Source organism: Pseudoalteromonas sp. SR45-4 (assembly GCF_014163535.1).
Lineage (GTDB): Bacteria > Pseudomonadota > Gammaproteobacteria > Enterobacterales > Alteromonadaceae > Pseudoalteromonas > Pseudoalteromonas nigrifaciens.
In genome coordinates, this window is record NZ_JACJDO010000008.1 from 14,078 (window position 1) to 38,374 (window position 24,297).

Here is a 24,297-nt window from a genome sequence, read left to right on the forward strand (position 1 = left end):
AAACCTCATGGTTGTTCTACACACTAATTTTGGTGACATCACCATTAAAATGTTTGATCAAGAAGCTCCAAACACAGTTAAAAACTTTTTAGAGTATGCAAATGCTGGCTTTTTCAACGGCACTATCTTTCATCGTGTAATCGATGGTTTTATGGTTCAAGGCGGTGGTTTTATCCCTGGTATGGATCAAAAAGAAGTAAATGATCCAATTAAAAATGAAGCTAACAATGGCCTATCAAATAAAGTAGGTACTTTAGCAATGGCACGTACGCCTGATCCACACTCAGCTACAGCGCAATTTTTCATTAACGTTAACGACAACGATTTTTTAAACCACAGCAGCGAAACGTCGCAAGGCTGGGGTTACTGTGTATTTGCTGAAGTTGTTGAAGGCATGGACATAGTTAATAAAATTAAAGGCGTAGCAACTGGTAGCAACGGCTTTCACCAAGACGTACCACTTGAAGATGTAATTATCGAAAGCGTTACTGTTAACTAATAGCGTTTACTCACATTATGTGAGTATATAAGCGGGTATTAATATAAATTAAGTTTAAATATTTACTTAATTTATATAAGCCCGCTTTTATTTTATCTAAAAAGACTCATCTATGACTCGCAAAACTTATTTTATTGCCGACTTACACCTAAGTGAAAACCGCCCTGATATTAGCGCGGCATTTTTTAGCTTTTTAAATACGCACATACTTAATCAAGATGTAGATGCACTGTACATTTTAGGTGATTTTTTTGAAGTATGGGTTGGCGATGATTACATTACAACGCTGAGCGCTAATGTAGCAAAGCATTTAAAAGCAGTCAGTGATGGCGGTACACCGGTTTATTTTATTCATGGTAATCGCGACTTTATTATGCGCGACAAGTATGCCGCAATGGCAGGTATGACCTTACTTGATGAGCAAACCGTAATAGATTTATACGGTACACCAACGGTTATTTTACATGGCGATGAAATGTGTACTCAAGATATAGAGTACCAAAAGTTTCGTCGTAAAAGCCGTGGATGGTGGTGGCCAAAACTAATGTTGGCTATGCCACTATGGTATCGTAAAAAAATAGCCCGTAATGCACGTGAAAAAAGTAAACTTAGCCAAGCCAATAAACCCCTTGAAATACTCGATGTGATTGATGACGCCGTACTCGCTACTTTTGCTAAGCACCAGGTCACTAATATGATCCACGGTCATACTCATCGCCCTAATGTGCATACTTACACAGTAAACCAAGAAACTTTAACGCGTACGGTTTTAGGTGACTGGTACACCCAAGGCTCATATTTAGTGGTTACACCACAGGCTCAAAAGTTAATTAGCACTCCTTTTAAGGCGTAAAATGAGTGCTACAAAAGGTTAGTTTTTTAATGCAGGAATACCGCTATGAAATTTAAAGTCGGTATCGGGCGTTGCAATGAGCTCACGTTCTTTTTCTGCAAAAAACTGCACTCGCTCGGTAATATCAAAGTCGGCAATTTCTTGCGCCAGCGTTAAATAATCTTGATAATGTCGCGCTTCTGAGCGCAATAGCGATATATAAAAGTCACCTAAACGTTTATCTACATGCGGAGCAAGCTTAGCAAAACGCTCACACGATCGCGCCTCAATGTAAGCACCCACTATAAGCTTATCGACCAGAGCATCTGGCTCAAAGGTTTTTACATTGCGCAGCATACCTTTAGCATAACGACATGGGGTAATACTTCTATATTCAACACCGTACTCGTCCATAATTTCTAATACTTGATAAAAATGATGCAACTCTTCTTTTATTAGCATCACCATTTTATCGATTAACTCTTGCCCATACGGCGAGTTAGATTTAGGAATAATAGCCTTGGTAAGCTTGTTTTTAGCCGCTAAGTCACGCCAATTGCCTTCACGTTTATAAATTAATGTTTCAAACGGTTTTAGCCACTCAAGCAGAGCGTCGCTACTTTCTTTATCCACCGCATACTTACGAATTAAAAACATCGCTGATTGCGCTGCCTTTAATTCACATATCAAATGGTCAATTAATATAATCGATAAATTTTCTTTTTTTATCGCTTCATCAACCCACTGCTGTGGGGTTTCGCATTTTAAAAAACTTAAAATTGGCGCTAATAATTGTTGCGTAGACACTTTTTGCATATCTCAGTATAACTTTAAACTTAATAACGATTTTACCATGAAACCTTTTTAAAAGATCACCACGACCTACTTTTACATGGGTATCATTTACAACTTCAAAATGTTAATACAATGTTGCCTTGACTTTGTATTGCAAGTGAACCATAACTGTATAGTGACTGTATAAAAATAAAACAGTAAAAAACTAATAAGTTACTTTTATGGAGTAAACACTATGATACTAAACCACCTATGGGGGCTTTACGCTCACCCACTTGAAGAATGGCAAACAATTGATAACCGCCATGAAAGCCTAACTTATAGCCTCTCGCATATTGTGTTGATAGCGCTATTTCCCTCAGTTATGGGGTACTATTCATCGGTATATTTAGGATGGAGCATAGGTACAGGAAACCCCGTATTTTTAACCCATGACAGTGCACTACTTATTGCAATTGCAATGTATGTGGCGCTAATTGCGGGTATATTTGCTTTGGCTTATTTAGCCCACTGGATGGGAGTAACCTTTGGTGCTCAGCCCACTTTCACTCAAGCTCTCGAACTAGCAGCTTATACTGCAACCCCGGTATTTATGTCGGCACTAGCTGCTTTTTTACCACATTTATGGTTTGTGGTGTGCGTAGGCATGGTTGCTTTGGCTTACTCGGTGTACTTACTTTATACCGGTGTGCCAATATTAATGCATATACCAGAAGAACGAGGCTTTATTTACGCAAGCTCTGTAGTAACTTGTGGCTTAATTTTACTGGTTATTATTTTAGCTGTTACCGCTATGCTATGGACTAATGGAATAGTGAGCCCCATGTTTACATAAGCACTGCACCGCGTTGGAGTAAAAGTATTTGTGCTTTTTTGCACAAAAAAAAGGAGCTAATTAGCTCCTTTTTTATTTAAATATTTTTAACGATTAGTCTGATTCGTTTTCATCTTGATTATGAATTTCTAACCCTGAAGACATCGCATTTTCGCGAGTACTTTTTGCAGAGTCATTACGCATTTTATCAATACGATTTAAGTAATCTTGATCAATGTCGCCAGTTATATATTGGCCATCGAATACTGATGTTTCAAATTTAGTGATTTCAGGGTTTTCTTTGCCAACCGCTGCAATCAAATCTTTTAATGACTGAAAAATCAAACCGTCAGAACCAATACTTGCATTAATATCTTCCACTTCACGGCCATGAGCAATCAGCTCGGCTGCAGATGGCATATCAATACCGTACACATTAGGAAAACGTATTTCAGGAGCAGCTGATGCAAAATAAACATTTTTAGCACCCGACTCTCTAGCCATTTCAACGATTTGCGCTGAGGTAGTACCACGCACAATTGAGTCATCAACCAGTAATACGTTTTTACCTTTAAACTCACGATCTATGGCATTTAACTTTTGACGCACCGATTTTTTACGTAACTCTTGGCCTGGCATAATAAATGTGCGGCCAATGTAACGGTTTTTAACAAAACCTTGGCGGTAAGGTAAATCAAGAACACGGGCTATTTCGAGCGCAATATCACACGATGTTTCAGGAATAGGAATAACCACATCAATGTCTTTATCAGCCCACTCACGTGCTATTTTTTCACCCAATTTAGTTCCCATATTTACCCGTGCTGCATAAACAGACATACGGTCAATGGTTGAATCGGGGCGAGCAAAATAAACAAACTCAAAAATACATGGTGAATAAGATACTTTATCTGCACAGCTTAACGAGTGAAATTCACCGTTTTCGGTTACATAAATAGCTTCACCGGGTGCTACATCACGAATAAATTCAAAACCATCTTGTTTTAGTGCAACACTTTCTGAAGCAAACATGTATTCGGTGCCTTTTGCGCTTTCGCGTTTACCAAATACCAATGGACGAATACCATTAGGGTCACGAAACGCCACCACACCGTGGCCAATAATCATCGCGATAGCAGCATAGCCGCCATTCACTTTGTTATTTACTTCGGTAATAGCGGTAAAAATATCTTCTGCGCCAAGCTGTAGCTTGTTTGATTTACTTAACTCATGCGCAAGAATATTAAGCAATATTTCTGAGTCAGAGGTGGTGTTTACATGGCGTCGTGCTTCTGAAAACAATTGCTCTTTTAACTCTTCTGCATTCGTTAGGTTGCCATTATGTGCTAATGCAATACCAAAAGGAGAGTTTACATAAAATGGCTGCGCTTCTGATGAGCTTGACGAGCCTGCTGTTGGGTAACGAACATGGCCTATGCCAATTGTTCCCTGCAATCGTTTCATATGGCGAGTGTGGAATACATCTCTCACTAAACCATTTGCTTTGCGTAAGCTAAACGTATTGTTGTCAATGGTAATAATACCCGCGGCGTCTTGGCCGCGATGCTGCAAAACAGTTAAGCCATCATAAATCGCCTGATTAACTGGCGATGTTCCGACTATTCCAACGATACCACACATGTAATTTATCCTCGCCGATTAACGGTTTACTGAATTTAAAAAGCTTGAGTTGTTTTCAAGGTATGAAAAAAACCATTCAACAACAAAGCCAAATTCCGGAATCAAAATAGAGTTGCCCCACCAATGCGTATTAGGCGCACCTGTAAAAGCATCAAGAAAGAAGAGTAACGCGCTCACGACCAACACGCCTCGAAGAGCACCAAACACTATGCCAAAAACACGGTCGGTGCCTGATAAACCAGTACGCTGTACTAATTCACCTAAAATGTAGTTTAGTAAACCGCCCAACAATAGCGTCACAAAGAATAATATGGCTATGGCCGCTGCATTTCTTAAAAGGGGTTCAGAAATGGTAGTTAGGAAGGAAGCTAAATATTGATAGAACAAGCTAGAGATGATAAAAGCGCCAGCCCATACAGCTAATGACATAGCTTCTTTAACAAAGCCGCGTATTAAACCGATGACGGTAGATAGTGCAATAATGCCAAGAATGGCGTAATCAACCCAGATCATAAGAACCAATTAGTCGCTAATTTGGGGCGCATTCTATACCTAAACATCGTTAATATGCAAGTTTAAGCGGGAGATAACTGGTTGCCCAAAACAGTAAATTTTAACCTTAATTAAAATAGTTTTGACCAACATATGAGAAGTGTAATACGACTAATAAAAACACCTAACCTTGCACACAAGGCTAGGTGCAATACGTTACTTGGTTACTTCAAATTGCGTTATTTTACCATTGAGCTTAGTTAGCTCTTTAAGTGCTGGTAATTGCTTTTGTAACTCATTTTTATTAAGCGATGGGCCAACAAATACTTTAGTTAATGTACCGTTTGGCGTTTTTACTGGCTTAGTAAAGGTTTTGAACCCTTTAGCTTGCAGCTTTGCTTGCAGCGCTTTTACGTTTGCGGCATGAGAAAAACTACCTAATTGAATGACATAAGCCATGCTGGTTAGGTTCTCATTGTTTTGGCGTGGCTTGATTGATTGTACCGGCGCAGCTGCTTGTGGTTGAGCTTTAGGTGCTATTACCGCCTCTACCACTTTAGCTTCTGATGTATAGTCACTTTGAGCAATGTTAGCTTGTTGTTCAAAAGCGATATCATCTGCTTGAATGTCTTCTATCTCATCTTGTTGCAACGAGTCTGCCCCGGCTACGTTTTCATCAATTTCTTGCTGCAGATCGATTGTTTTGAACTCAGAGCGTTCTGGAATCGCTTTAAAGCCTTCTTTATAGTGCACTTTTTCACCATCAAGTATGTTAGGTATAAACACAATTGCTGCTATTACCACGATACTTGTTCCGACTAAGCGATTTATAAAACTTGAGTTCACCGATATTCTCTCTATTTTTTAAAGTAATCAATAGCGCCAGCAACGGTAAAAAATGAACCAAAAACAATCAAAACTGTGTCGTTTTGTTGTGTTGGCAAAATTACATCGAGTGCTGCTGCTACGCTATTATAACTATGCTTAATATCATTATGCGGTATGCTTTGTAGCGCATTTTGTAAGTTGCTAGCGCTATCACCACGAGGGCCATTTAAACTCGCTAACGACCATTGATCAACTAAATGGCTTACTTCTTTAAGCACACCTGCTTTATCTTTATCGGCAAGCATAGCGACTAATGCATGAATTTTAAAGCCTTTATCTTTGTAGCTTAGTAATTTACTTGCTAAATATCGAGCCGATTCAGGATTATGCGCTACATCGGTATATACCAAGGGTTGGTCGCTTAACTGCTCAAAACGCCCTTCCACAACCAGGTTTGCTAAACAGGCTTTGATCACCGACTCACTCGGGAGTAAATTTAACACACTTAGCGTGGTTAACGCTGTTGCTGCATTTTGACTAGGAATTGCTGGTTTAGCTAATTCAAGGTTGTACTGTTGGTATTGCCAGCTAAAGGTATCTGCGTGTTCTTTAAATATAAAGTCACTCCCTGATAAAACCATCTTGGCATTTATTTCATCGCCATAATCAGTCATGGTATGGGGAATATTTAAATCGCCAATAATAGCCGGCGTATTTTCACGAAAAATACCCGCTTTGTCATAAGCAACGAGTTCGCGCGTATCACCTAAGTATTCTTTGTGATCTAAATCGATAGTGGTAATAACACTCGCAAAAGGCGTAACAATATTAGTGGCGTCATAACGCCCGCCTAAACCTACCTCTAAGAGTACGTAGTCAACCTCACAGCGCTTAAAAATTGCCAGCGCAGCCAAGGTGCCATATTCAAAATAAGTGAGTGCGGTATCTTTGCGCCCTTGTTCTAGTAAATGAAAGGCATCAACATGATACTGATCGCTAAGCTCTTGCCCATTTACCCGTACACGTTCGTTATAGTGCGTTAAATGTGGTGAAGCATACGTACCTACGCTAAGGCCTTGCGCTAAAAGTAACGACTCTAGGCAGCGTGCTGTGGTGCCTTTACCATTGGTACCGGCAATCAAAATAATTTTACTTGAGGTGTTTAATAGCCCAATGTTATTAGCAACACTGGCAACGCGTTCTAGCCCCATTGCAATATTTGCAGGGTGAACACTTTCTAAATAAAAAAGCCAATCATCAAGGCTTGATGATTGGCTAGGAATTGTTTTTGTCATAGCGTTAGATCAATAAAGCTTAAATTTACGCTACTCTATGCTCTTGCTCAGTAGAAGGCAAGTTCATAAACTTAGCCAAAATGCGTGCCAATGTATCGCGCATTTCACGACGGTCAATAATCATGTCTATTGCACCGTGTTCAAGCAAGAATTCACTACGCTGAAAACCTTCAGGGAGTGTTTCACGCACTGTCTGCTCAATAACACGCGGCCCTGCAAAACCAATTAATGCTTTTGGCTCGCCTACGTTAATGTCGCCCAACATAGCAAGCGATGCAGAAACACCGCCCATTGTTGGATCAGTCATAACTGAAATAAATGGTAAGCCTTTTTCTGTCATTTTAGCAAGCGCGGCACTGGTTTTAGCCATTTGCATTAATGAAATAAGTGCTTCTTGCATACGTGCGCCGCCAGAAGCCGAAAAACAAATAAGTGGCATATTATGCTCTAAGCATTGATCAACAGCGTCAACAAAACGTGCACCTACTACCGATGCCATTGAACCGCCCATAAATGAGAATTCAAATGCTACAGCAGCTACAGGAATACCTTTTAAATGTCCCTTCATTGCCACAAGCGCGTCTTTTTCACCACTTGATTTTTGCGCCGCTGTAATACGGTCAGAGTATTTTTTTGAGTCTCTAAATTTAAGCACATCTTTAGGTTCGTGCTGTGTACCAAGTTCTACACGGTCACCTTCATCTAAAAAATACTCAAGGCGCTTACGCCCACTAATACGCATATGATGATCGCACTTAGGACATACATTCAATGCTTTTTCTAATTCGGCTTTATACAAAATAGAATCACACGATGTACACTTAGCCCAAACACCTTCTGGAATTTCTTTACGACCTGATGCTTTTGTCGTTTTAGGTAAGATTTTTTCTAGCCAACTCATTTGCAACTCTCTTAATGCTGTTCTGTGTCGCGAGCTTGCATGCTTATCATGCAAACAAATTTTCTCAATTAAAACATGAATTACACTAACACGGTATCAAAAACTGGTCTTAGTAGTTGCCAGCGCTTAGATTAAACAGTTAAAAACCACCTAATTAAATACTAATATCTGGTAAAAACAAAGGTCCTAATGGCGTTTTAGGTATGTTAAATTGTTCAGGATAATCAACATCTACCAGGTATAAACCGGCAGCTTTAGCGGTTGCACTTGCCTTTGCTCGCTCTTTTAAATCTAGCAATTCTTTTAGCCAAACAGGTTGTTGTTTATGTAAGCCTATATCCATTAAACAACCCGTTATATTACGTACCATATGATGTAAAAAAGCATTGGCTTTAATATCTATAATAACGTAACTGCCTTGGCGCTGTACCGATAAATGCTGAATTGTTCTAATAGCAGTATTTGCTTGGCAGTGAATAGCGCGGAACGACGTAAAGTCGTATTTACCTATTAAATACTGACACGCTTCTTGCATTTTAGTTTCATCAAGCGTGTGATGAAAGTGCGTAACACCTTCGTTTAATACCGCACCACGAAGTGGGTTATTATAAATAACATAACGATAACGGCGTGCTGTAGCACTAAAACGAGCATGAAAATCATCAGCCACTGGCTGAGCAAAACGAATAGCAATATCTTTTGGCAACAATGTATTCATGCCTAAAGTAAATGCCACCATATCGCGTGGTGCATCTGTATCAAAGTGCACAACTTGCCCGGTACCATGCACACCGGCATCGGTACGCCCTGCGCATACAATTGCAACCGGATGATTACAAATACGCGATAACGCTGTTTCTACTTCTTGTTGTACGCTGTTTACGTGTGATTGTCGTTGCCAACCACTATAGCGTGCGCCGTTGTATTCAACTCCAAGTGCTACTCGCATAATTACTGCTTTACCTACTGTGCTAATGAACGGGGCATTTTATGCTATCTAGCGATGCAATAAAAGCAGCTGCGCTATAATCAAACCTATCCCGATTAAAAAAGCCCGTAATTAGTAAAATTACGGGCTTTAAATTTATGCTCTTTATTTTATTTAAGTTTAGCTTTTAAGCTAAGCGCTTCTTGTTGAACTTCTTCAGGGCCTTTATTAATAACGTCTTCGATAACCTTAAGCGCTGAGTCAAAATCATCTATTTCAATATAAGCGCGGGCTAAGTCTAATTTAGCAGAATAACCGCCACTTTCAGCATCAACATCTGTTGGGTTATCGCCGGCCAGTAATGAGTCAAAATCACCTAGCCCTACGTCCATATTCACATCATCGTAAGGTTCGTGCTCTGTATCTGCGTCGTCACTTTGCTCTAATAACGCATCAATATCTACAAACTCATCTTTGCTAGTTTGCTCAATAGTATTGCTGTTAACAGTTGGCTGTGGCACTAAAGCTGATTCATCAGTATCTATTTCATCACTGAGTAAGTTATTAAAATCAACGTCAAACTCACTACTGTCTGCAATATCCAGCTCATCGGCATCGGCTAATTCATTTAGTAATGCATCAAAGTCGGTCTGAGTTAAATCGGCCATAAACTCGTCATCAAGCTCATCATCCGATGCAACTTCACCGTTATGCGGTAACTCTGTTGGCATTAATGCCGCTTCACGGTCTACATTTGTTTGCTCATCAATTAACTTCTCATCTAACTCTTCATTTAATTGCTCAATTTGAATATCGTCTACTTCGTTAAGCAAATCATCACTAACGTCATCATTTAATTGCTGCTCAGACGAATTACTTGTATCAACCTCTGGTGATGAGGTTATTGGTAATAATTCATCTTCATTTTGTTGTTCACTATCGAGCTCTGAAAAATCATTTTCAATTAATAGTTCATCGTCAAAGTCATCATTTAAACTATCTAAATTACCACCGGCTAGTAGCGAGTTTGCAAGATCTTGTTCAGCTTGACTCGAGGCCATACCTTTAGCATCACCATCTAGGTTATCGCCTTGCAGCTCTTGCGGAGTAAACGCTTGCTGTTCATCTGCTGTTAGTATTGCATCGTCATTCAGATCTAGCTCAGGGTATTCGTCTACATCAAGCTCTTCGCTTGGCGCTGCTACATCAGGCACTGACTCATCTGCTAATAATTCAGATTCATCATTTTCAATACCTAGAGGGTCGTCACCTAATTCGGCTTCTGTTACATCATTAAAATCATCAACCGACCACTGAGGGGGTTCTACATACTCTTCATCATCGGATGCTTGTTGTAGCTCATTTAAAAGCTCATCAACACTTTTTAAATTATCGTCATTATATTCTTCAAGCGCATCTTCAGGATCGAGTAACGTCTGCGATGTATCTGAGTAATCCTCTATAATTGAGTCGCCAAAATCGTCTTGCTCTTCTACTGCAAGCTCTGGTTCTGACTCAAGTGCTGACTCTGTATTTTCACTTAATGAAGAGTCAACAGATTCAGCGTCGTCACTATTTAACTCTTGCTGCGCTTTTTCTAAATCCTCTACTAACTCAGCTGTATTATTTTGCTCTTCAAGCGCTGCTTCAGGCTGCTCTTCCTCGCTTTGTTCACTAACTTCGTCGATTAAGCTGTCGATGTCGTCAATATCATCTAAGTCAAAGTCGTCGGTTTCTTCTACTAACTCAGCTGTATTATTTTGCTCCTCAAGCGCTATTTCTGGCTGTTTTTCATCGCCCTGCTCACTTTGTTCACTAACTTCGTCGATTAAGCTGTCAACATCGTCAATTTCATCTAAGTCGAAGTCATCTGTTTCTTCTACTAACTCAGCTGTATTATTTTGCTCTTCAAGCGGTGCTTCAGGCTGTTCTTCATCATCCTGCTCACTTACTTCATCGATTAAGCTGTCGATATCGTCAATATCATCTAAGTCGAAGTCATCGGCTTCTTCTACTAACTCAGCTGTATTATTTTGCTCTTCAAGCGCTGTTTCAGGCTGCTCTTCCTCGCCTTGTTCACTAACCTCGTCGATTAAGCTGTCGATGTCGTCAATATCATCTAAGTCGAAGTCATCAGTTTCTTCTACTAACTCAGCTGTATTATTTTGCTCTTCAAGCGGTGTTTCTGGCTGCTTTTCATCGCTTTGTTCGCTAACTTCATCGATTAAGCTATCGATGTCATCTAAATCAAAGTCGTCATTCTCTTCTACGAGCTCTGTAGCGCTGTTTTGCTCTTCAAGCAGATCATCGCCCTGTTCGCTTGCTTCGTCAATTAAGCTATCGATGTCATCTAAATCAAAGTCGTCATTCTCTTCTACGAGCTCTGTAGCGCTGCTTTGCTCCTCAAGCAGATCATCGCCCTGAACGTTTGCTTCGTCAATTAAGCTGTCGATATCATCTAAATCAAAGTCGTCGTTTTCTTCAACTAGCTCTGTAGCGCTGTTTTGCTCTTCAAGCAGATCATCGCCCTGAACGTTTGCTTCGTCAATTAAGCTGTCGATATCGTCTAAATCAAAGTCGTCGCTTTCTTCAACTAGCTCTGTAGCGCTGCTTTGCTTTTCAGGCAGAGCATCGTCCTGCTCACTTACTTCATCGATTAAGCTGTCGATATCATCTAAGTCAAAGTCGTCGTTTTCCTCTACCAACTCTTCTGTATTGCTTGGTATTGATGATTGCTCTGATTCTAATAAATCATCAATATCAAAATCGTCATCTTCACTTGCTAACTCTTCACTAAAGGCAGATATTTCATCGTGAGAATCCCCACTCTCTGGTGCTACTTTGTCGCTATCACTCGATTCAATTTCTGGTAATCTATCGTCTTCATCAAATAAGCTATCTAAATCATCAGCACTTAAAATATCATCACTGTTTTGTGATGTGTTTAAGTCTAAATCAATAGTGTCCTCTAAGCTGTCATCTACAGGCTCATCAAAGCCTTGCTGCATAAAAATATCGAGCTCATCATCGTCTTGGCCGTCTTCATCATCAAAAATGATGTCATCGCTCAGTAAGCTTTCTAACTCATCTTGATCTAATAAATTGCTATCGTCTAATGAGTCGTCAAACGCTACATCGTCATCTAACAGCGCGTCATCCGAAATACCGTCATCTAATTGAACACTTAAATCATCCAACGGATCAGGAATAATGGGATCGTCGTGGCTAGCTGCACTTACAACATCATCGCTGTCATCACTGCTATAAACGGGAGTTTGCGGTAAAAACTCTTCATCTTCTTGGTTATTTTGCTCGGTGTTATTTGCGCGTTTACGTAACAACATTACAACGGCAAAAATAATTAATAATGCAGGTATAGTCATTAACAAAATTAAAACCAGCGGATTAGATAGCAAGGCTCCTAAGTCAAATTCGGCATCTTGTTTGGCGTCTTTGATTTTTTGTTGCGCTATTATTTCATTTTGTTTAACTATTAATTCTTTAAGTTGCAGCTGTATTTCGCTGTCTTGCCCTAGTTGCTCGCGTAAGTTTTTTAGCTCTTGTGAAATACCTGTGAGTTGTTTTTTAAGCTTGTTATTCTCTACTAATATTTCTTCAACATTGTTTACCGAACTTTTAAATTGCTGTTGCAGCTCAACTAATCTATTACTTTGATCCGTTTTTATGTCATTTAATTCTTTTTGTAATTCTTTTTTAGCTTCGTCTACGTCAACTTTACGCGCTTGCGTTACTTTGGTTTGAGCTGTATTAATTTCGCTTTGCGTTAGCGTGCCGTTTTTCTTTTTTTCCCATAACTTGTCGTCTTGTTCAGAGCGCTGTCTTGCTAGCTCAGAGCTAACACTTTTAATTTCAGCTAAGGTGGGTATGTTTAAATAGGCACCACTTTGCATGTGGTTAAGGTTTTGTTCTAAAAATGAATTTGGATTTTTGTTATACAAGGCCTGCATAACTTGATAAATGCTTACAGAGTTATCAGGACGAACTTTAACAGCAATACGCCAGAGTGTATCGGTCGGTTTTATTGGCCCTATTGCTCGTCCTTGCACACCATAGTCAACGCCTTTAGGCCCCTTTAGTTGGGTACTGTCTTGAGAGTAAACAGAAGTGACTATCAATGCAGACGCCAATATAATAAGTGAAGCTAAACCGCGCATGCTGATCCTTTAATGTTTAAATGTTAACGTAGCGCCACAAAGTGGGCGCATAAACATTGATTATTCTTGCCGTCATCAACCAAATGGCTGACTCACATTTTTTATTACAATCTATTTTTATTGCAAGCTCTATTCCAGTTACAAACTATAAACCAGTTAGCCACTAATATCCATCGCAACACTTTGAAAATAAATACCTTAAATTTATAATTAAAAGTATTTAAATCTGTTATATCAACATCTTTATACGCTTTTAAATTATATGCGGCAATTAATTGACAGCCATATAAACAAAAAGCGGCAAACAAATAATGTTTACCGCTTTTTTTGCTTTAAAGCTATAAGTAATTACATGTAGTTAGCAATAAGCTCTTCTGCAATTTGTATGCTATTTGTTGCTGCACCTTTGCGGGTATTATCGCTTACAACCCACATATTTAAACCATGTGGATGTGAAATATCGGCGCGTAAACGACCAATGTAAACTGTGTCAGTACCGCTGGCATCAGATACCGCTGTTGGGTAATCGCCCGCATCATCAATAAGCTCAACACCTGGCGCGTCGTTTAATAACTGTTTTACGTGTTCAAGGTCATATGGCATACGTGTTTCTATATTGATTGACTCTGAATGACCAAAAAACACCGGTACTCTTACACACGTTGGGTTTACTGCAATGGTAGTATCACCTAATATTTTATGCGTTTCGTTAACCATTTTCATTTCTTCACGGGTGTAGCCGTTATCTTCAAATGCATCTATTTGTGGGATCACGTTAAACGCAATTTGCTTAGGAAATATATCGCTGTCAACTGGACGGGCATTCATTAAGTTAGCGGTTTGCTTTGCTAACTCATCAACCGCTTTTTTACCTGCGCCCGACACTGCTTGATATGTTGATACATTAATACGGTCAATTCCGTAAGCATCGTATATTGGTTTTAGTGCCAACATCATCTGAATAGTTGAACAGTTAGGGTTGGCAATTATGTTACGGTTTCTAAAATCGGCTAAGCTTGCTGCGTTAACTTCTGGTACGATTAGAGGGACTTCAAAATCATTTCTAAAAAATGATGTATTGTCGATTACTACACAACCAGCATCTGCAGCAATTGGCGCGTACTGCTCTGACACACTACCACCAGCAGAGAAGAAGCCTATGTGCGCTTGGCTAAAGTCAAAGCCTTCAACATCTAGTACTTCAATGGTCTCACCACAAAACTTAATGTCTTCGCCTGCGCTGCGGCTGCTAGCAAGTAAAAAAAGTTGATCCACTGGAAATTTACGATCTGCTAATGTTTCAATGATTTGACGACCAACTAAACCTGTAGCACCAAGTACCACAACGTTATATTTTTGCGACATATTTATTCCTCTTTAAGCGATATTAAAACAACATCGCTAGTTAAATTAGTTTGCAACAGTAAACCCAAGCTGGGCTAAAGCGGCTAGCTGCGAGCTATCACCTTGTATTGTTAAAGTGCTAAATTCTCGTCTTACAGGGTAGTTTTTACGTAAACTATCAAAACCGTTATTCGCTAAATCACGCAGTAAAATACCGTCATCACGGCGTACGTCGTAAATTAAATGCACCAAACGCGCAATATCAGCTTCATTAAAACTTTGTCCTAATGTAGCTTGCGTAATTGCAGGCACGGGTAAAAACTCGTCGAGCGACTTTGTTGCTTCTATCCCTTTGAGTTCACAAAACTTTTGATACAATATTTGTGTACCACGGGCTTTCCCTTCAAGGGTGTGCCCTGCAATGTGAACGCTTGCATAGCGCACATGCTCCAATAGCTCAGTTAAAATAGTGGGTTCGTTTTCCCATACATCAAGCACTAAATCTAAATCGGCACCCGCTTGCATCACTTCTAATAATGCTTGATTGTCAATCACATCACCACGGCTTGCATTAATTAACGTAAGCCCGGGTTTGAGCGCTTTTAATCTGGCTTTATCCATCATATGTAGCGTTTTATGCTCGCCACTTTTTATAAGCGGAACATGAAAAGTTACAATATCTGACTGCGCAAGTAATTGATCAAGTGCTACGTGCTCGTTTAATAAGCCTTGCGCATGTTTTATTGGATCACATAAAAGTACGGTTAAATTCAGCGCTTGTAATTTTTTCGCCAAACAACTGCCAATACTGCCTACGCCAACTATACCTATTGTTTGATTATTAAGTGGGCGGGCGTTTTCTTGGCTTAAGGCATATAAACTGCTTATTACATACTCGGCTACCGCAATTGCGTTGCAGCCTGGCGCGCTACTAAAGGCAATATTTTTATCATTTAATAATTGCGTATCAATATGATCAACACCAATTGTTGCGGTGCCAACAAAGCTTAGTTTGTTAGCGTGTGCTAAAAGCTCATTATTAACCTGAGTGACTGAGCGAGTAAGCAGCACATCTACGTCTATTAGTTGATCGGCTGTTAATTGTCGCCCATCAAAACGCTCAACTTCACCAATGTCTGCAAAGTACTGCTCAACTAAAGGCATATTCTGATCGGCAAGAATTTTCATACAGAGTCCGTTTGGCAATTAAGGGTCGCTATTGTAACGAACAACCTAGGCTTTGCACAAACTAAAAAGCCGAGCAATGCTCGGCTTAGGGTATTTAGTAAGAAACTAATTAACCTTTATATTTACTCATAACTAAAGTGGCATTTGTACCACCAAAGCCAAAGCTGTTCGACATTACAGTATTTAACTCAACATCACGACGCTCAGTAACAATATCAAGGCCTGCAGCTTGCTCGTCTAATTCATCAATATTAATTGATGGTGCAACAAAGCCATGCTCTAGCATTAATAAAGAGAAAATAGCCTCGTGAACACCCGCCGCACCTAGGGCATGGCCTGTCATTGCTTTAGTTGCGCTGATCATTGGTGAATTACCACCAAATACGTCTTGAATAGCGCCAAGCTCTTTAACATCGCCCACTGGAGTAGATGTGCCATGCGTATTTAAATAATCAATACTTTCTACGTCTTGCATAGCTTGGCGCATACAGCGTGCAGCACCTTCGCCTGAAGGAGCAACCATGTCGTAACCATCAGACGTTGCACCATAGCCAACAATTTCTGCGTAAATATGTGCGCCACGAGCAAGAGCATGTTCAAGCTCTTCAACCACAACAATACCGCCACCACCAGATATAACAAAACCATCGCGGTTTGCATCGTACGTACGCGATGCTTTTTCTGGTGTTTCGTTGTACTTAGTAGAAAGTGCGCCCATAGCGTCAAATTCCATTGCTAAAGTCCAGTGCAGCTCTTCACCACCACCAGCAAAAACAACATCTTGCTTGCCAAGTTGAATTTGTTCTACTGCATTACCAATACAGTGCGCTGATGTAGCACATGCAGAACTAATAGAGTAGTTAACACCTTTAATTTTAAACGGTGTTGCTAAACATGCAGACGTGGTGCTTGCCATAGTACGTGGCACCATATAAGGACCTACACGCTTTACGCCTTTTTCGCGTAAAATATCAGCCGCTTCTACTTGCCATTTAGATGAACCACCACCAGAACCAACTATAATACCCGTACGCTCGTTTGACACTTGCTCGTCAGATAAACCTGAGTCTGCAATCGCTTGCGTCATTGAAATATAAGAATAGGCAGCAGCATCACCCATAAAACGCATTGCTTTGCGGTCAACATGTTCTTTAACGTCAATATCAATTTTGCCCGACACGTTGCTACGTAGCTTGTAATCGGCAAATTCTTGGTTAAACGCAATGCCACTACGGCCTGTTTTTAACGATTCTAATACTTCTTCTTTGTTGTTACCAATACTTGATACAACACCGATACCTGTAATTACGGCTCTTCTCATGGGTAATTCCCTTAGCTTAATACTTAATTGCGTTCTATTTTACGCGAATTTAATCATCTAAGTGGTCAGCTTTCTAGCGTACACTTGTACTCTGAACTGCTAGCTTATAAATAACGCCAGACTATTTCAAAGAAAACACGTAAAATAATTAAAAAATTTCATCTCTAAAATTAAATGGGTCATGATAAAAAACGCCAACATTCACTTTAACCACCAAGGCACACCTGTTGCCAATGACTTCGATGATATTTATTATTCTGACGATAATGGCTTAGCTGAATCTTATTATGTGTTTTATCAGCAAAACAATATAGATACACGGTTACAAAGCCATGACCAAGCACATTTTGTTATAGCCGAAACCGGTTTTGGTACTGGCCTTAACTTTTTAAATACATGCCAGCACTTTACTGACCACCTTGCACGCCAACAAGTTCAAAAGCAACTAAACTATGGTGTAAAGCGACTACACTTTATTGCCTTTGAAAAACACCCATTAAGTGTAAGCGACTTAAGCAAAATATTAACAGCATGGCCTGAACTTAATTTATTAAGTGAGCAACTTATCAGCCAGTATCCCATTAATTTAGCAGGCTGCCATCGACTTGAATTTAATAATGGGACAATCGTGCTCGATTTATATTTTGGTGATGCACTGGAATCGATTAAAACAATGAGCTATCCGCGCTCAGGTATAGTAGATGCTTGGTTTTTAGATGGTTTTGCACCGAGTAAAAACCCTGACATGTGGCAACAAAGCCTGTTTAATGCCATGGTTAACATTTCAAAAGTAGGAGCCACCCTTGCTACCTTTACCGCTGCCGGCTTTGTTCGTCGTGGGTTAAGTGATGCAGGCTTTACCATGCAAAAAGTTAAAGGATTTGCGCACAAACGTAGCATGCTAATTGGCACATTAAAACACACTAACGATACGCAATCGGCGCCAAGTTATTTTAATCACGATGTAAGCCCGCTTAGTAATGTGGCGGTAATTGGTGGTGGTATTGCCAGCAGCTGTATTTTATACAGCCTAGCTAAGCGAGGTATTAGCAGCCAATTATTTTGCCAAGATGCTGCACCCGCTATGGGGGCATCGCACAACGTGCAAGGGGCGGTATACCCTCATTTACAAGCAAAAAACTCCCCACACAGCGAGTTATTTGCGCATAGCTTTTTATATGCCAAACGGCTTTATAAACAGTTACTCAATGATGGCTTTAGTTTTGATCATAGCTGGTGCGGTGTATTGCAGCATGCAGTAAAACAGCCACTCGTTGATCGCCATGAAAATTTAGCCCAGCAGCAATTATGGCCACAAACATTAATGCGTAACGTAACCGCAGAGCAAGGAGATACTATAGCCGGAGTTACTACTGGTTATTCTGGCGTCTATTTTGAACAAGGTGGCTGGGTAAACCCACCACAACTAGTTAATGCTATGTTGAGCGCCGCCCATTGTTTGGCGCCTTATAAAAGTACTTTTAACTGCCATATAGAACAGTTAAAAAAAACCAGCAACGGCTGGCTACTTTTTAGTAACGGCAAACAGTTTGGCCCCTTTAGCGATGTAATTATATGTGCAGGTGAGCACAGCGATGCATTTGCACAAACTAAAGCACTACCAATCGTTGGTGTACGCGGGCAAGTATCGCATGTGCAGGCAAGTGAGCAGTCAACTAAACTAAAAACAGTGCTGTGCCATAAAGGCTATTTTACACCCGCTTATTTAGATCATCATTGCATGGGGGCAACGTTTGAAAAAAACACCAAAAGCCGACAAGTAACTGAGCAAGACAACCTTAGTAATCGCGAGCAATTACTCAACTTTTACGGCCACTGTAATTTTGCAACTAGCTTAGGCAATATAACCGCAGCAAAAGCCGCAGTGCGTTGTAGTTTTATTGATCACTTACCTATGGCAGGAGAGTGGGTAGAGCAAAGCGATTACCTAACTGCCTTTGCTAATTTACGTTTAGGTAAACGCTATCAGTACCAAGCCCTAAGTAAAAAACAACAAGGGCTACATATTTTCACCGGCTTTGGTGCACGTGCTTTATGCAGTGCGCCACTTTGCAGTGAACACTTAATTAGCAGTTTAAACAACGAGCCGCGCCCGCTCAGCGAGCGTGTAAGCCAAGCTATTCACCCTGCTCGTTTTATAGTGCGTGATTTAATTCGTAATAAAATTTAATCAGTTAGCTATACTTGAAAGGTATACCAACGAGTCACGATCTACTGTAAGCTGAAATAGCAAACAAATTTAGGAGTTAATGATGAGTAAAACCTTAATTATTGGCGCAAGCGGGCAAATTGGTAAAATGACTACCGAGTTATTACTCCAGCATGAGCATAATGTAATCGCTTTAGTGCGCAATAAAAATAAACTAAGTGATTTAAATAGCGTACATTTAACTATTATCGAACAAGATTTAGAAAGCGATTTTAGTGACGTAGTAAAAGACTGTGAGCAAGTTATATTTGTTGCTGGCTCAGGCGGCGGTACAGGTGCTGATAAAACCTTATTAATTGATCTGTGGGCTGCTACTAAGGCAATTAACTTTTCAAAAGAGCACGGTGTTAAACACTTTATTATGGTGAGCTCGTTAGGTGCTGACGATCCTGATGCAATTCAAAGTGATCTAAAACCTTACCTAGTAGCTAAACACATGGCAGACAGATACCTAATAAATAGCGGCCTTAGTTATACCATTGTACGACCGGGTGCATTAACCAACGAAGCTGCATCAATGCTTATTAGCACAACACGACCAAGCGATCGTTCAAATGCAAAAATAAGCCGAGAAAACGTTGCTCATGTTTTATTTAACATTGCGCAAAACCAATGTAATAGCAGTTGTATTTTTGAGCTTTTTGATGGCGACAGCCCTATTAAAGCTGCGGTAAAATAATCTGCTTATAGCAATATTTCACTTATGCCTTGCCAAGCCAATTGGCAAGCCATAAGTGTTAATATAACCTTAAAAATAGCTTTAAAACGTGCTGTAGGCATACGTTTAAGTAAATAAATACCTAACCAAGTGCCTAGCGCACCACTGGCTATCATACCTATCACCAATGGCAACCATTGCCAAAAGTTAAACCCAATAACAGTATAAACAAACGCCTTTAACACATGCTGTAGGGTCATAATGCTAGAAAACGTTGCAGTGAACTTTAATTTGTCATAATTATTAATATGCAAATAACTCGCTACTAGCGGTCCACTTGCGCCAACAAACATAGAAATAAATGCCGTTATTAAACCCGCAACTAAACGCCCCAGCTTTGAGTCGTTTTTAAATTTAGGCGTTTTACCCCACAATAAATAAACCACAAATACCGCAACCGCCAACTTCATACCATCTAACTGAATATCATTAACTACAGTGCTAGAGATGCCAGCGCCAACCAACCCACCAAGCGTAAAGTAAATAAACATATTTTTATCTATATGTTTAATGCTCAACACTAGTCTATTTGCATTCGATCCTAATTGTACTAAGCCATGCACTGGCACCACGACCGTCATTGGCATAATTGATGCCATAACAACTAATAACATCAGCCCGCCACCGGCACCAAACGCGGCAGATACAAAAGATGTAAAACCTGCAAGTACAATAAGTAACAGCGCTATACAGGGAGTAACAAACTCTGTAGCCAATAAATCCATATTTATGCTCTAGGGTGAATAACACCTTATATTGAGGCTTATTTTAGTGATTTTGTATAACCATTAGGTATAACACGCATAGTTTAAATTGCGTTCAAAAAATATAAGCATTGTGTAAAGCCACAGCACATTAAAGCTCAGCATTAAGTTAAAAATATGCTTACAACAATTAATTATAGATTCTATTTTAAAGTTAATAACCCGCTATAAATTAGCCCAAACACGTAACTAATAAAAATGAACTGTCCCTTTATCTATTCAACTTTTAACAATTACACCCAACTTTGTTTGTTGTAAAAAAATACAACCACATTAAAACTAATAAATAAGGATTACTTTATGGCTGTGTTTGCTGCAAAATAGTATACAAACTTAAAATATGCATCTTGATCGGTAACCGGTATATGCTAAGCTCCTGCCCTCAAAATTAAACTTTGCCTGTTTTTTATTAATGATTTGCTAAGTTGCAAGGTACTGCTTTTGCTTATGGCGCTCTAAAGTTTTGAACTGCTAATCTGTTGATTACCTCTTCACGGTCAAACTTTGGTTCATGTGCAAACAAAAATATACCGTATTAAAAAGGTTAAATGCGCTTATGAATATTGAAATTTCTATTATAGAAACCTTGTTAGTTTCTTTGTTAATACTTTTTGCAGGCTATTATCTCAATAGCAAAATTGCTTTTCTTAAAGACAACAACATTCCTGAACCCGTTGTGGGTGGTATTGCCTTTTCTATTATTGCGGCCATTCTGCACGTTTACTTTGATATTAACTTTCAATTCGATATGACTTTTAAAACCCCATTAATGACCATGTTTTTTACCACTGTTGGTTTGGGTGCGAGTTTTAGCTTATTAATTAAAGGTGGCCCTAAAGTCGCACTGTTTTTGGGCGTCGCAACAATTTATTTATTGGTACAAAATGCCTTAGGCATATCTATTGCGGTAGCAACCGGTATGGAGCCTTTAATGGGCTTAATTGGCGGCTCTGTAACACTCTCTGGTGGCCATGGTAGTGGTGCTACGTACGCTGATTTATTTATTAATGAATATGGTATGCAAAGTAGCGTATTTGAACTGGCAATGGCAGCCGCTACGCTAGGGCTTATTCTTGGTGGCTTAGTTGGCGGCCCAGTCAGCAGACGCCTCATTAATAAATACAACTTAAAAGCAGACACTTCATACCATGAAGAGCGCGATGACACAGTTACCTTCGACCCAGATGATCACGACCTAGTAACACCGCGTAAAATGATGGAAACCTTGTTTGTTATATTATTATGTATGTACTTAGGCCGCATGGGCTACGACGCATTAAAAGCAATTGACGTTATTTTACCAGCATTTTTAATCCCATTATTATTTGGTGTTTTTATTACTAACCTTACTGAATTTTCTAAAATTTATAAGGTAAGCCGCGCCTGTATAGACTTATGGGGCACTATGGCGCTATCAATGTTTTTAGCCATGGCTTTAATGTCGTTAAAAATATGGGAACTGCTGAGCTTAGCCGGCCCAATGATATTTATGATTTTAGTACAAGCCGTTATGCTAATGCTGTTTGCTTACTTTATTACCTTTAGAGTAATGGGTAAAAACTACAACGCCGCAATAATAGCGGGCGGTCATTGTGGTTTTGGTTTAGGCGCAACGCCTACCGCAGTTGCAAATATGGAATCTTTAGTATCTCGTTACGGCCCCTCACCACAGGCATTTTTAGTAGTACCTTTAGTGGGCGCATTCTTCATTGATATTACCAACGCACTCATTATACAGCTGTATTTAAGCTTTCCTTTTGTTAGCGGTTAATAGCCGCACTTAAGCTATTGCACTCTCGTGAGCCAGCCCAAACGCTGGCTCACATTTAATAACTAACCCTGCCGTACCTCCAATCGTTTTTAGCAAACCTAATATGGACAACTCGTTCACCATCACAATATTAATCTTGTAAAAGCCACCTTAAATTACAGCCATAAAAAAGCCATTATTGGTTGAACTGGAAGGCTCACGTCCGAAAAGCCTCGATTGTTATTTCTACTCTATAAAAACAATAAGTTAAAATAAAATCAAGCCATTAGCTTCTTATTTTATCTTGTGTGAACTTATGGAATCTATTGTATATGGACAAGATATGGTCATTAAACTGGTATACATCAGTTAAGTGATATATATTTAGGTATACATCTTTAGTAGAAAAACTTAAAATAAACACAAATTCAGGCTACGGTGAACATTCACCGCCCTGAACAATCGATTTATCATTTTGAATGTGTAAAGGATATATGCTTCCAAATCAGTTATTTTATCAGACTTGTGAACAAGGTGGTGGTTACCATCATGTATATGACAACTCTCCATTCATAAGTGAAGATAACCCCAAGCAATGGCTCTCTCAGGGGTATTATTTTTGGATAGAAGATAAAGAATTGGCTATTTCATGGGGAAGAGTAGCAAAGAAAAACATCTATTCTATTGTTGAGTTTGAGCTTGACTTATCTAAATCCGGACAGATACTTGATCTAATAGGCAGCCCCAACGCTATAAATTATTTTAAAATTTTAATTCGTGATTATCTTGATAAGGTTCACACTATCAAAGATAAGAATAATCCACTAAAAGGTGTATCTATATCTGGCATAATTAGATACTACAGAGCAGAAGCCGCTCAGGGAAAGTGCAAATTCCCTTGGACTGGGATTAAATGCTGTGACATTGATACTAGACTTCAGTTGAAGTTCAGAAGAGATAAGCAAGAATGTTTAGCACTAAATAACCGGCACCAACTTTGCTTATTTGATATCAATGAAGAAGTTATTAGCAGGAAAACTTTAATACACCCTGCAGAATGGATCGCTTAGGAGGTTTTATGGATATTTTTGAAGAAAGCTTACTATCAATTAAAGAACACTTAAACACAATTTCAGCTGAAGAATTTCAGGAAGAAGCTCTTAAACATGCAATATTTTCTGGTGTTAGCGCAGCTGATGTTATTGGATACTCTGATAACACTAACCTATTTTTGGAATCTTACGATATTAGTTTTGAACCACAACAAGCTGTTGGAATTCATTTCAAAGGATCTGGCTCGAAGTTTATGTTGTTCGGTACAGCTTGCAATGAAGAGCAATTAGAGAAGGCTGCATAATGTCAATTCAATTTATTGGTGGAAGAATGACTCTCCTTGAGATTCATGCTTCCCCTAGTATTTTTTCGGACTTCGCTAATTCGAAGGATAGTGAATCAGGGGTAGAAGAATTTAGTGTATCTTCAGCCTTCTCAGATAACCATGACGAGCATCATTATCAAGTTGAGTTCAGAATGAAAATCGTTTCTTCTGATGGTGCTTTAGTAAATTTCAAATATTTAGCTAATTTTTATAGAGAAGAAAGTATCGACGACGATTTTAAAAAATCACCATTTGTCTTTGTTAATTCTCCAGCTATAGCTTATCCATACCTAAGAGCTTCTGTTAGTTCTATTCTAATAAACTCTGGTTTAGCAAATATAATTCTTCCGACAATTAATTTTCAAGCAATGTATAACGAAGAAATAAAACCAAACTTAGAATAG

Annotated in this window: 21 protein-coding genes; 9 read left to right on the forward strand and 12 right to left on the reverse strand. The window is 39.4% G+C overall.

Annotated features, from left to right (window positions below; translation table 11 throughout):
- The first annotated feature begins 7 nt into the window (after window positions 1-7).
- Entirely contained in the window at window positions 8-499 is a 492-nt protein-coding gene (locus H5058_RS05470) for a peptidylprolyl isomerase (protein WP_011328724.1), read from the forward strand.
- A 112-nt stretch (window positions 500-611) separates the two neighbouring features.
- Window positions 612-1,352, forward strand: a complete 741-nt coding sequence (locus H5058_RS05475; RefSeq protein ID WP_011328725.1) for a UDP-2,3-diacylglucosamine diphosphatase — start codon at window positions 612-614, stop codon at window positions 1,350-1,352.
- 18 nt (window positions 1,353-1,370) lie between these two features.
- Here H5058_RS05475 and H5058_RS05480 read toward each other — a convergent pair whose 3' ends face one another.
- On the reverse strand, window positions 1,371-2,138 hold the full coding sequence (locus H5058_RS05480; protein WP_011328726.1) for a tRNA isopentenyl-2-thiomethyl-A-37 hydroxylase MiaE: 768 nt from the start codon (window positions 2,136-2,138) through the stop codon (window positions 1,371-1,373).
- A gap of 223 nt (window positions 2,139-2,361) precedes the next feature.
- Here H5058_RS05480 and H5058_RS05485 point away from each other — a divergent pair, with 223 nt between their 5' ends.
- Window positions 2,362-2,961, forward strand: a complete 600-nt coding sequence (locus H5058_RS05485) for a Yip1 family protein (protein ID WP_011328727.1) — start codon at window positions 2,362-2,364, stop codon at window positions 2,959-2,961.
- Between the two features lie 93 nt (window positions 2,962-3,054).
- Here H5058_RS05485 and purF read toward each other — a convergent pair whose 3' ends face one another.
- The 10 genes from purF to fabB form a co-directional block, all read right to left on the reverse strand.
- Window positions 3,055-4,581: an amidophosphoribosyltransferase gene (gene purF / locus H5058_RS05490; protein ID WP_011328728.1), complete on the reverse strand. Its 1,527-nt coding sequence runs from the start codon at window positions 4,579-4,581 to the stop codon at window positions 3,055-3,057.
- Window positions 4,582-4,599: 18 nt separating this feature from the next.
- Window positions 4,600-5,094, reverse strand: coding sequence for a CvpA family protein (locus H5058_RS05495; RefSeq protein WP_041454502.1), 495 nt, complete (start codon window positions 5,092-5,094; stop codon window positions 4,600-4,602).
- Between the two features lie 195 nt (window positions 5,095-5,289).
- Window positions 5,290-5,919, reverse strand: a complete 630-nt coding sequence (locus H5058_RS05500; protein WP_179808016.1) for an SPOR domain-containing protein — start codon at window positions 5,917-5,919, stop codon at window positions 5,290-5,292.
- 11 nt (window positions 5,920-5,930) lie between these two features.
- The gene (gene folC / locus H5058_RS05505; protein ID WP_086998467.1) at window positions 5,931-7,196 is read right to left on the reverse strand and encodes a bifunctional tetrahydrofolate synthase/dihydrofolate synthase; all 1,266 of its coding nucleotides are present in this window, start codon (window positions 7,194-7,196) and stop codon (window positions 5,931-5,933) included.
- Window positions 7,197-7,221: 25 nt separating this feature from the next.
- The gene (gene accD / locus H5058_RS05510; RefSeq protein WP_011328732.1) at window positions 7,222-8,097 is read right to left on the reverse strand and encodes an acetyl-CoA carboxylase, carboxyltransferase subunit beta; all 876 of its coding nucleotides are present in this window, start codon (window positions 8,095-8,097) and stop codon (window positions 7,222-7,224) included.
- 154 nt (window positions 8,098-8,251) lie between these two features.
- Window positions 8,252-9,046, reverse strand: a complete 795-nt coding sequence (gene truA, locus H5058_RS05515) for a tRNA pseudouridine(38-40) synthase TruA (RefSeq protein ID WP_011328733.1) — start codon at window positions 9,044-9,046, stop codon at window positions 8,252-8,254.
- A 149-nt stretch (window positions 9,047-9,195) separates the two neighbouring features.
- A complete protein-coding gene (locus H5058_RS05520; protein WP_182677218.1) occupies window positions 9,196-13,200 on the reverse strand; it encodes a FimV/HubP family polar landmark protein in 4,005 nt (1,334 codons plus the stop codon).
- 348 nt (window positions 13,201-13,548) lie between these two features.
- Entirely contained in the window at window positions 13,549-14,565 is a 1,017-nt protein-coding gene (locus tag H5058_RS05525) for an aspartate-semialdehyde dehydrogenase (protein ID WP_182677220.1), read from the reverse strand.
- 45 nt (window positions 14,566-14,610) lie between these two features.
- Entirely contained in the window at window positions 14,611-15,732 is a 1,122-nt protein-coding gene (locus H5058_RS05530) for a 4-phosphoerythronate dehydrogenase (RefSeq protein ID WP_179808019.1), read from the reverse strand.
- 109 nt (window positions 15,733-15,841) lie between these two features.
- Complete coding sequence (fabB, locus tag H5058_RS05535) at window positions 15,842-17,053, reverse strand: beta-ketoacyl-ACP synthase I (RefSeq protein ID WP_011328738.1); 1,212 nt, start codon at window positions 17,051-17,053, stop codon at window positions 15,842-15,844.
- A 181-nt stretch (window positions 17,054-17,234) separates the two neighbouring features.
- Between fabB and mnmC the strand changes: the two genes are divergently transcribed.
- Together mnmC and H5058_RS05545 are read left to right on the forward strand one after the other, a co-directional pair.
- A complete protein-coding gene (mnmC, locus tag H5058_RS05540; protein ID WP_179808020.1) occupies window positions 17,235-19,244 on the forward strand; it encodes a bifunctional tRNA (5-methylaminomethyl-2-thiouridine)(34)-methyltransferase MnmD/FAD-dependent 5-carboxymethylaminomethyl-2-thiouridine(34) oxidoreductase MnmC in 2,010 nt (669 codons plus the stop codon).
- Between the two features lie 82 nt (window positions 19,245-19,326).
- Window positions 19,327-19,962 (forward strand): NAD(P)-binding oxidoreductase, encoded by a 636-nt coding sequence (locus H5058_RS05545; protein ID WP_011328740.1) that lies wholly within the window; start codon window positions 19,327-19,329, stop codon window positions 19,960-19,962.
- 5 nt (window positions 19,963-19,967) lie between these two features.
- On the opposite strand, the gene H5058_RS05550 is transcribed toward H5058_RS05545, so the two are convergent.
- Window positions 19,968-20,726 (reverse strand): sulfite exporter TauE/SafE family protein, encoded by a 759-nt coding sequence (locus tag H5058_RS05550; RefSeq protein WP_182677222.1) that lies wholly within the window; start codon window positions 20,724-20,726, stop codon window positions 19,968-19,970.
- Between the two features lie 595 nt (window positions 20,727-21,321).
- On the opposite strand from H5058_RS05550, the gene gltS reads away from it, so the two are divergent.
- The 4 genes from gltS (at window position 21,322) to H5058_RS05570 (ending at window position 24,297) form a co-directional block, all read left to right on the forward strand.
- Complete coding sequence (gltS, locus tag H5058_RS05555) at window positions 21,322-22,536, forward strand: sodium/glutamate symporter (protein WP_011328742.1); 1,215 nt, start codon at window positions 21,322-21,324, stop codon at window positions 22,534-22,536.
- A 473-nt stretch (window positions 22,537-23,009) separates the two neighbouring features.
- Complete coding sequence (locus H5058_RS05560) at window positions 23,010-23,585, forward strand: hypothetical protein (RefSeq protein WP_182677224.1); 576 nt, start codon at window positions 23,010-23,012, stop codon at window positions 23,583-23,585.
- Window positions 23,586-23,593: 8 nt separating this feature from the next.
- Window positions 23,594-23,872 (forward strand): hypothetical protein, encoded by a 279-nt coding sequence (locus H5058_RS05565; protein WP_182677226.1) that lies wholly within the window; start codon window positions 23,594-23,596, stop codon window positions 23,870-23,872.
- Entirely contained in the window at window positions 23,872-24,297 is a 426-nt protein-coding gene (locus H5058_RS05570; RefSeq protein ID WP_182677228.1) for a protein-export chaperone SecB, read from the forward strand. The genes H5058_RS05565 and H5058_RS05570 overlap by 1 nt, the downstream gene beginning before the upstream one ends.

Bases quoted from the DNA above. Each gene is read 5' to 3' on its own strand.
- H5058_RS05470 (WP_011328724.1), top strand. From the start codon at position 8: ATGGTTGTTCTACACACTAATTTTGGTGACATCACCATTAAAATGTTT.
- H5058_RS05475 (WP_011328725.1), top strand. From the start codon at position 612: ATGACTCGCAAAACTTATTTTATTGCCGACTTACACCTAAGTGAAAAC.
- H5058_RS05485 (WP_011328727.1), top strand. From the start codon at position 2,362: ATGATACTAAACCACCTATGGGGGCTTTACGCTCACCCACTTGAAGAA.
- purF (WP_011328728.1), bottom strand. From the start codon at position 4,581: ATGTGTGGTATCGTTGGAATAGTCGGAACATCGCCAGTTAATCAGGCG.
- H5058_RS05495 (WP_041454502.1), bottom strand. From the start codon at position 5,094: ATGATCTGGGTTGATTACGCCATTCTTGGCATTATTGCACTATCTACC.
- folC (WP_086998467.1), bottom strand. From the start codon at position 7,196: ATGACAAAAACAATTCCTAGCCAATCATCAAGCCTTGATGATTGGCTT.
- accD (WP_011328732.1), bottom strand. From the start codon at position 8,097: ATGAGTTGGCTAGAAAAAATCTTACCTAAAACGACAAAAGCATCAGGT.
- truA (WP_011328733.1), bottom strand. From the start codon at position 9,046: ATGCGAGTAGCACTTGGAGTTGAATACAACGGCGCACGCTATAGTGGT.
- H5058_RS05520 (WP_182677218.1), bottom strand. From the start codon at position 13,200: ATGCGCGGTTTAGCTTCACTTATTATATTGGCGTCTGCATTGATAGTC.
- H5058_RS05525 (WP_182677220.1), bottom strand. From the start codon at position 14,565: ATGTCGCAAAAATATAACGTTGTGGTACTTGGTGCTACAGGTTTAGTT.
- H5058_RS05530 (WP_179808019.1), bottom strand. From the start codon at position 15,732: ATGAAAATTCTTGCCGATCAGAATATGCCTTTAGTTGAGCAGTACTTT.
- fabB (WP_011328738.1), bottom strand. From the start codon at position 17,053: ATGAGAAGAGCCGTAATTACAGGTATCGGTGTTGTATCAAGTATTGGT.
- mnmC (WP_179808020.1), top strand. From the start codon at position 17,235: ATGATAAAAAACGCCAACATTCACTTTAACCACCAAGGCACACCTGTT.
- H5058_RS05545 (WP_011328740.1), top strand. From the start codon at position 19,327: ATGAGTAAAACCTTAATTATTGGCGCAAGCGGGCAAATTGGTAAAATG.
- H5058_RS05550 (WP_182677222.1), bottom strand. From the start codon at position 20,726: ATGGATTTATTGGCTACAGAGTTTGTTACTCCCTGTATAGCGCTGTTA.
- gltS (WP_011328742.1), top strand. From the start codon at position 21,322: ATGAATATTGAAATTTCTATTATAGAAACCTTGTTAGTTTCTTTGTTA.
- H5058_RS05560 (WP_182677224.1), top strand. From the start codon at position 23,010: ATGCTTCCAAATCAGTTATTTTATCAGACTTGTGAACAAGGTGGTGGT.
- H5058_RS05565 (WP_182677226.1), top strand. From the start codon at position 23,594: ATGGATATTTTTGAAGAAAGCTTACTATCAATTAAAGAACACTTAAAC.
- H5058_RS05570 (WP_182677228.1), top strand. From the start codon at position 23,872: ATGTCAATTCAATTTATTGGTGGAAGAATGACTCTCCTTGAGATTCAT.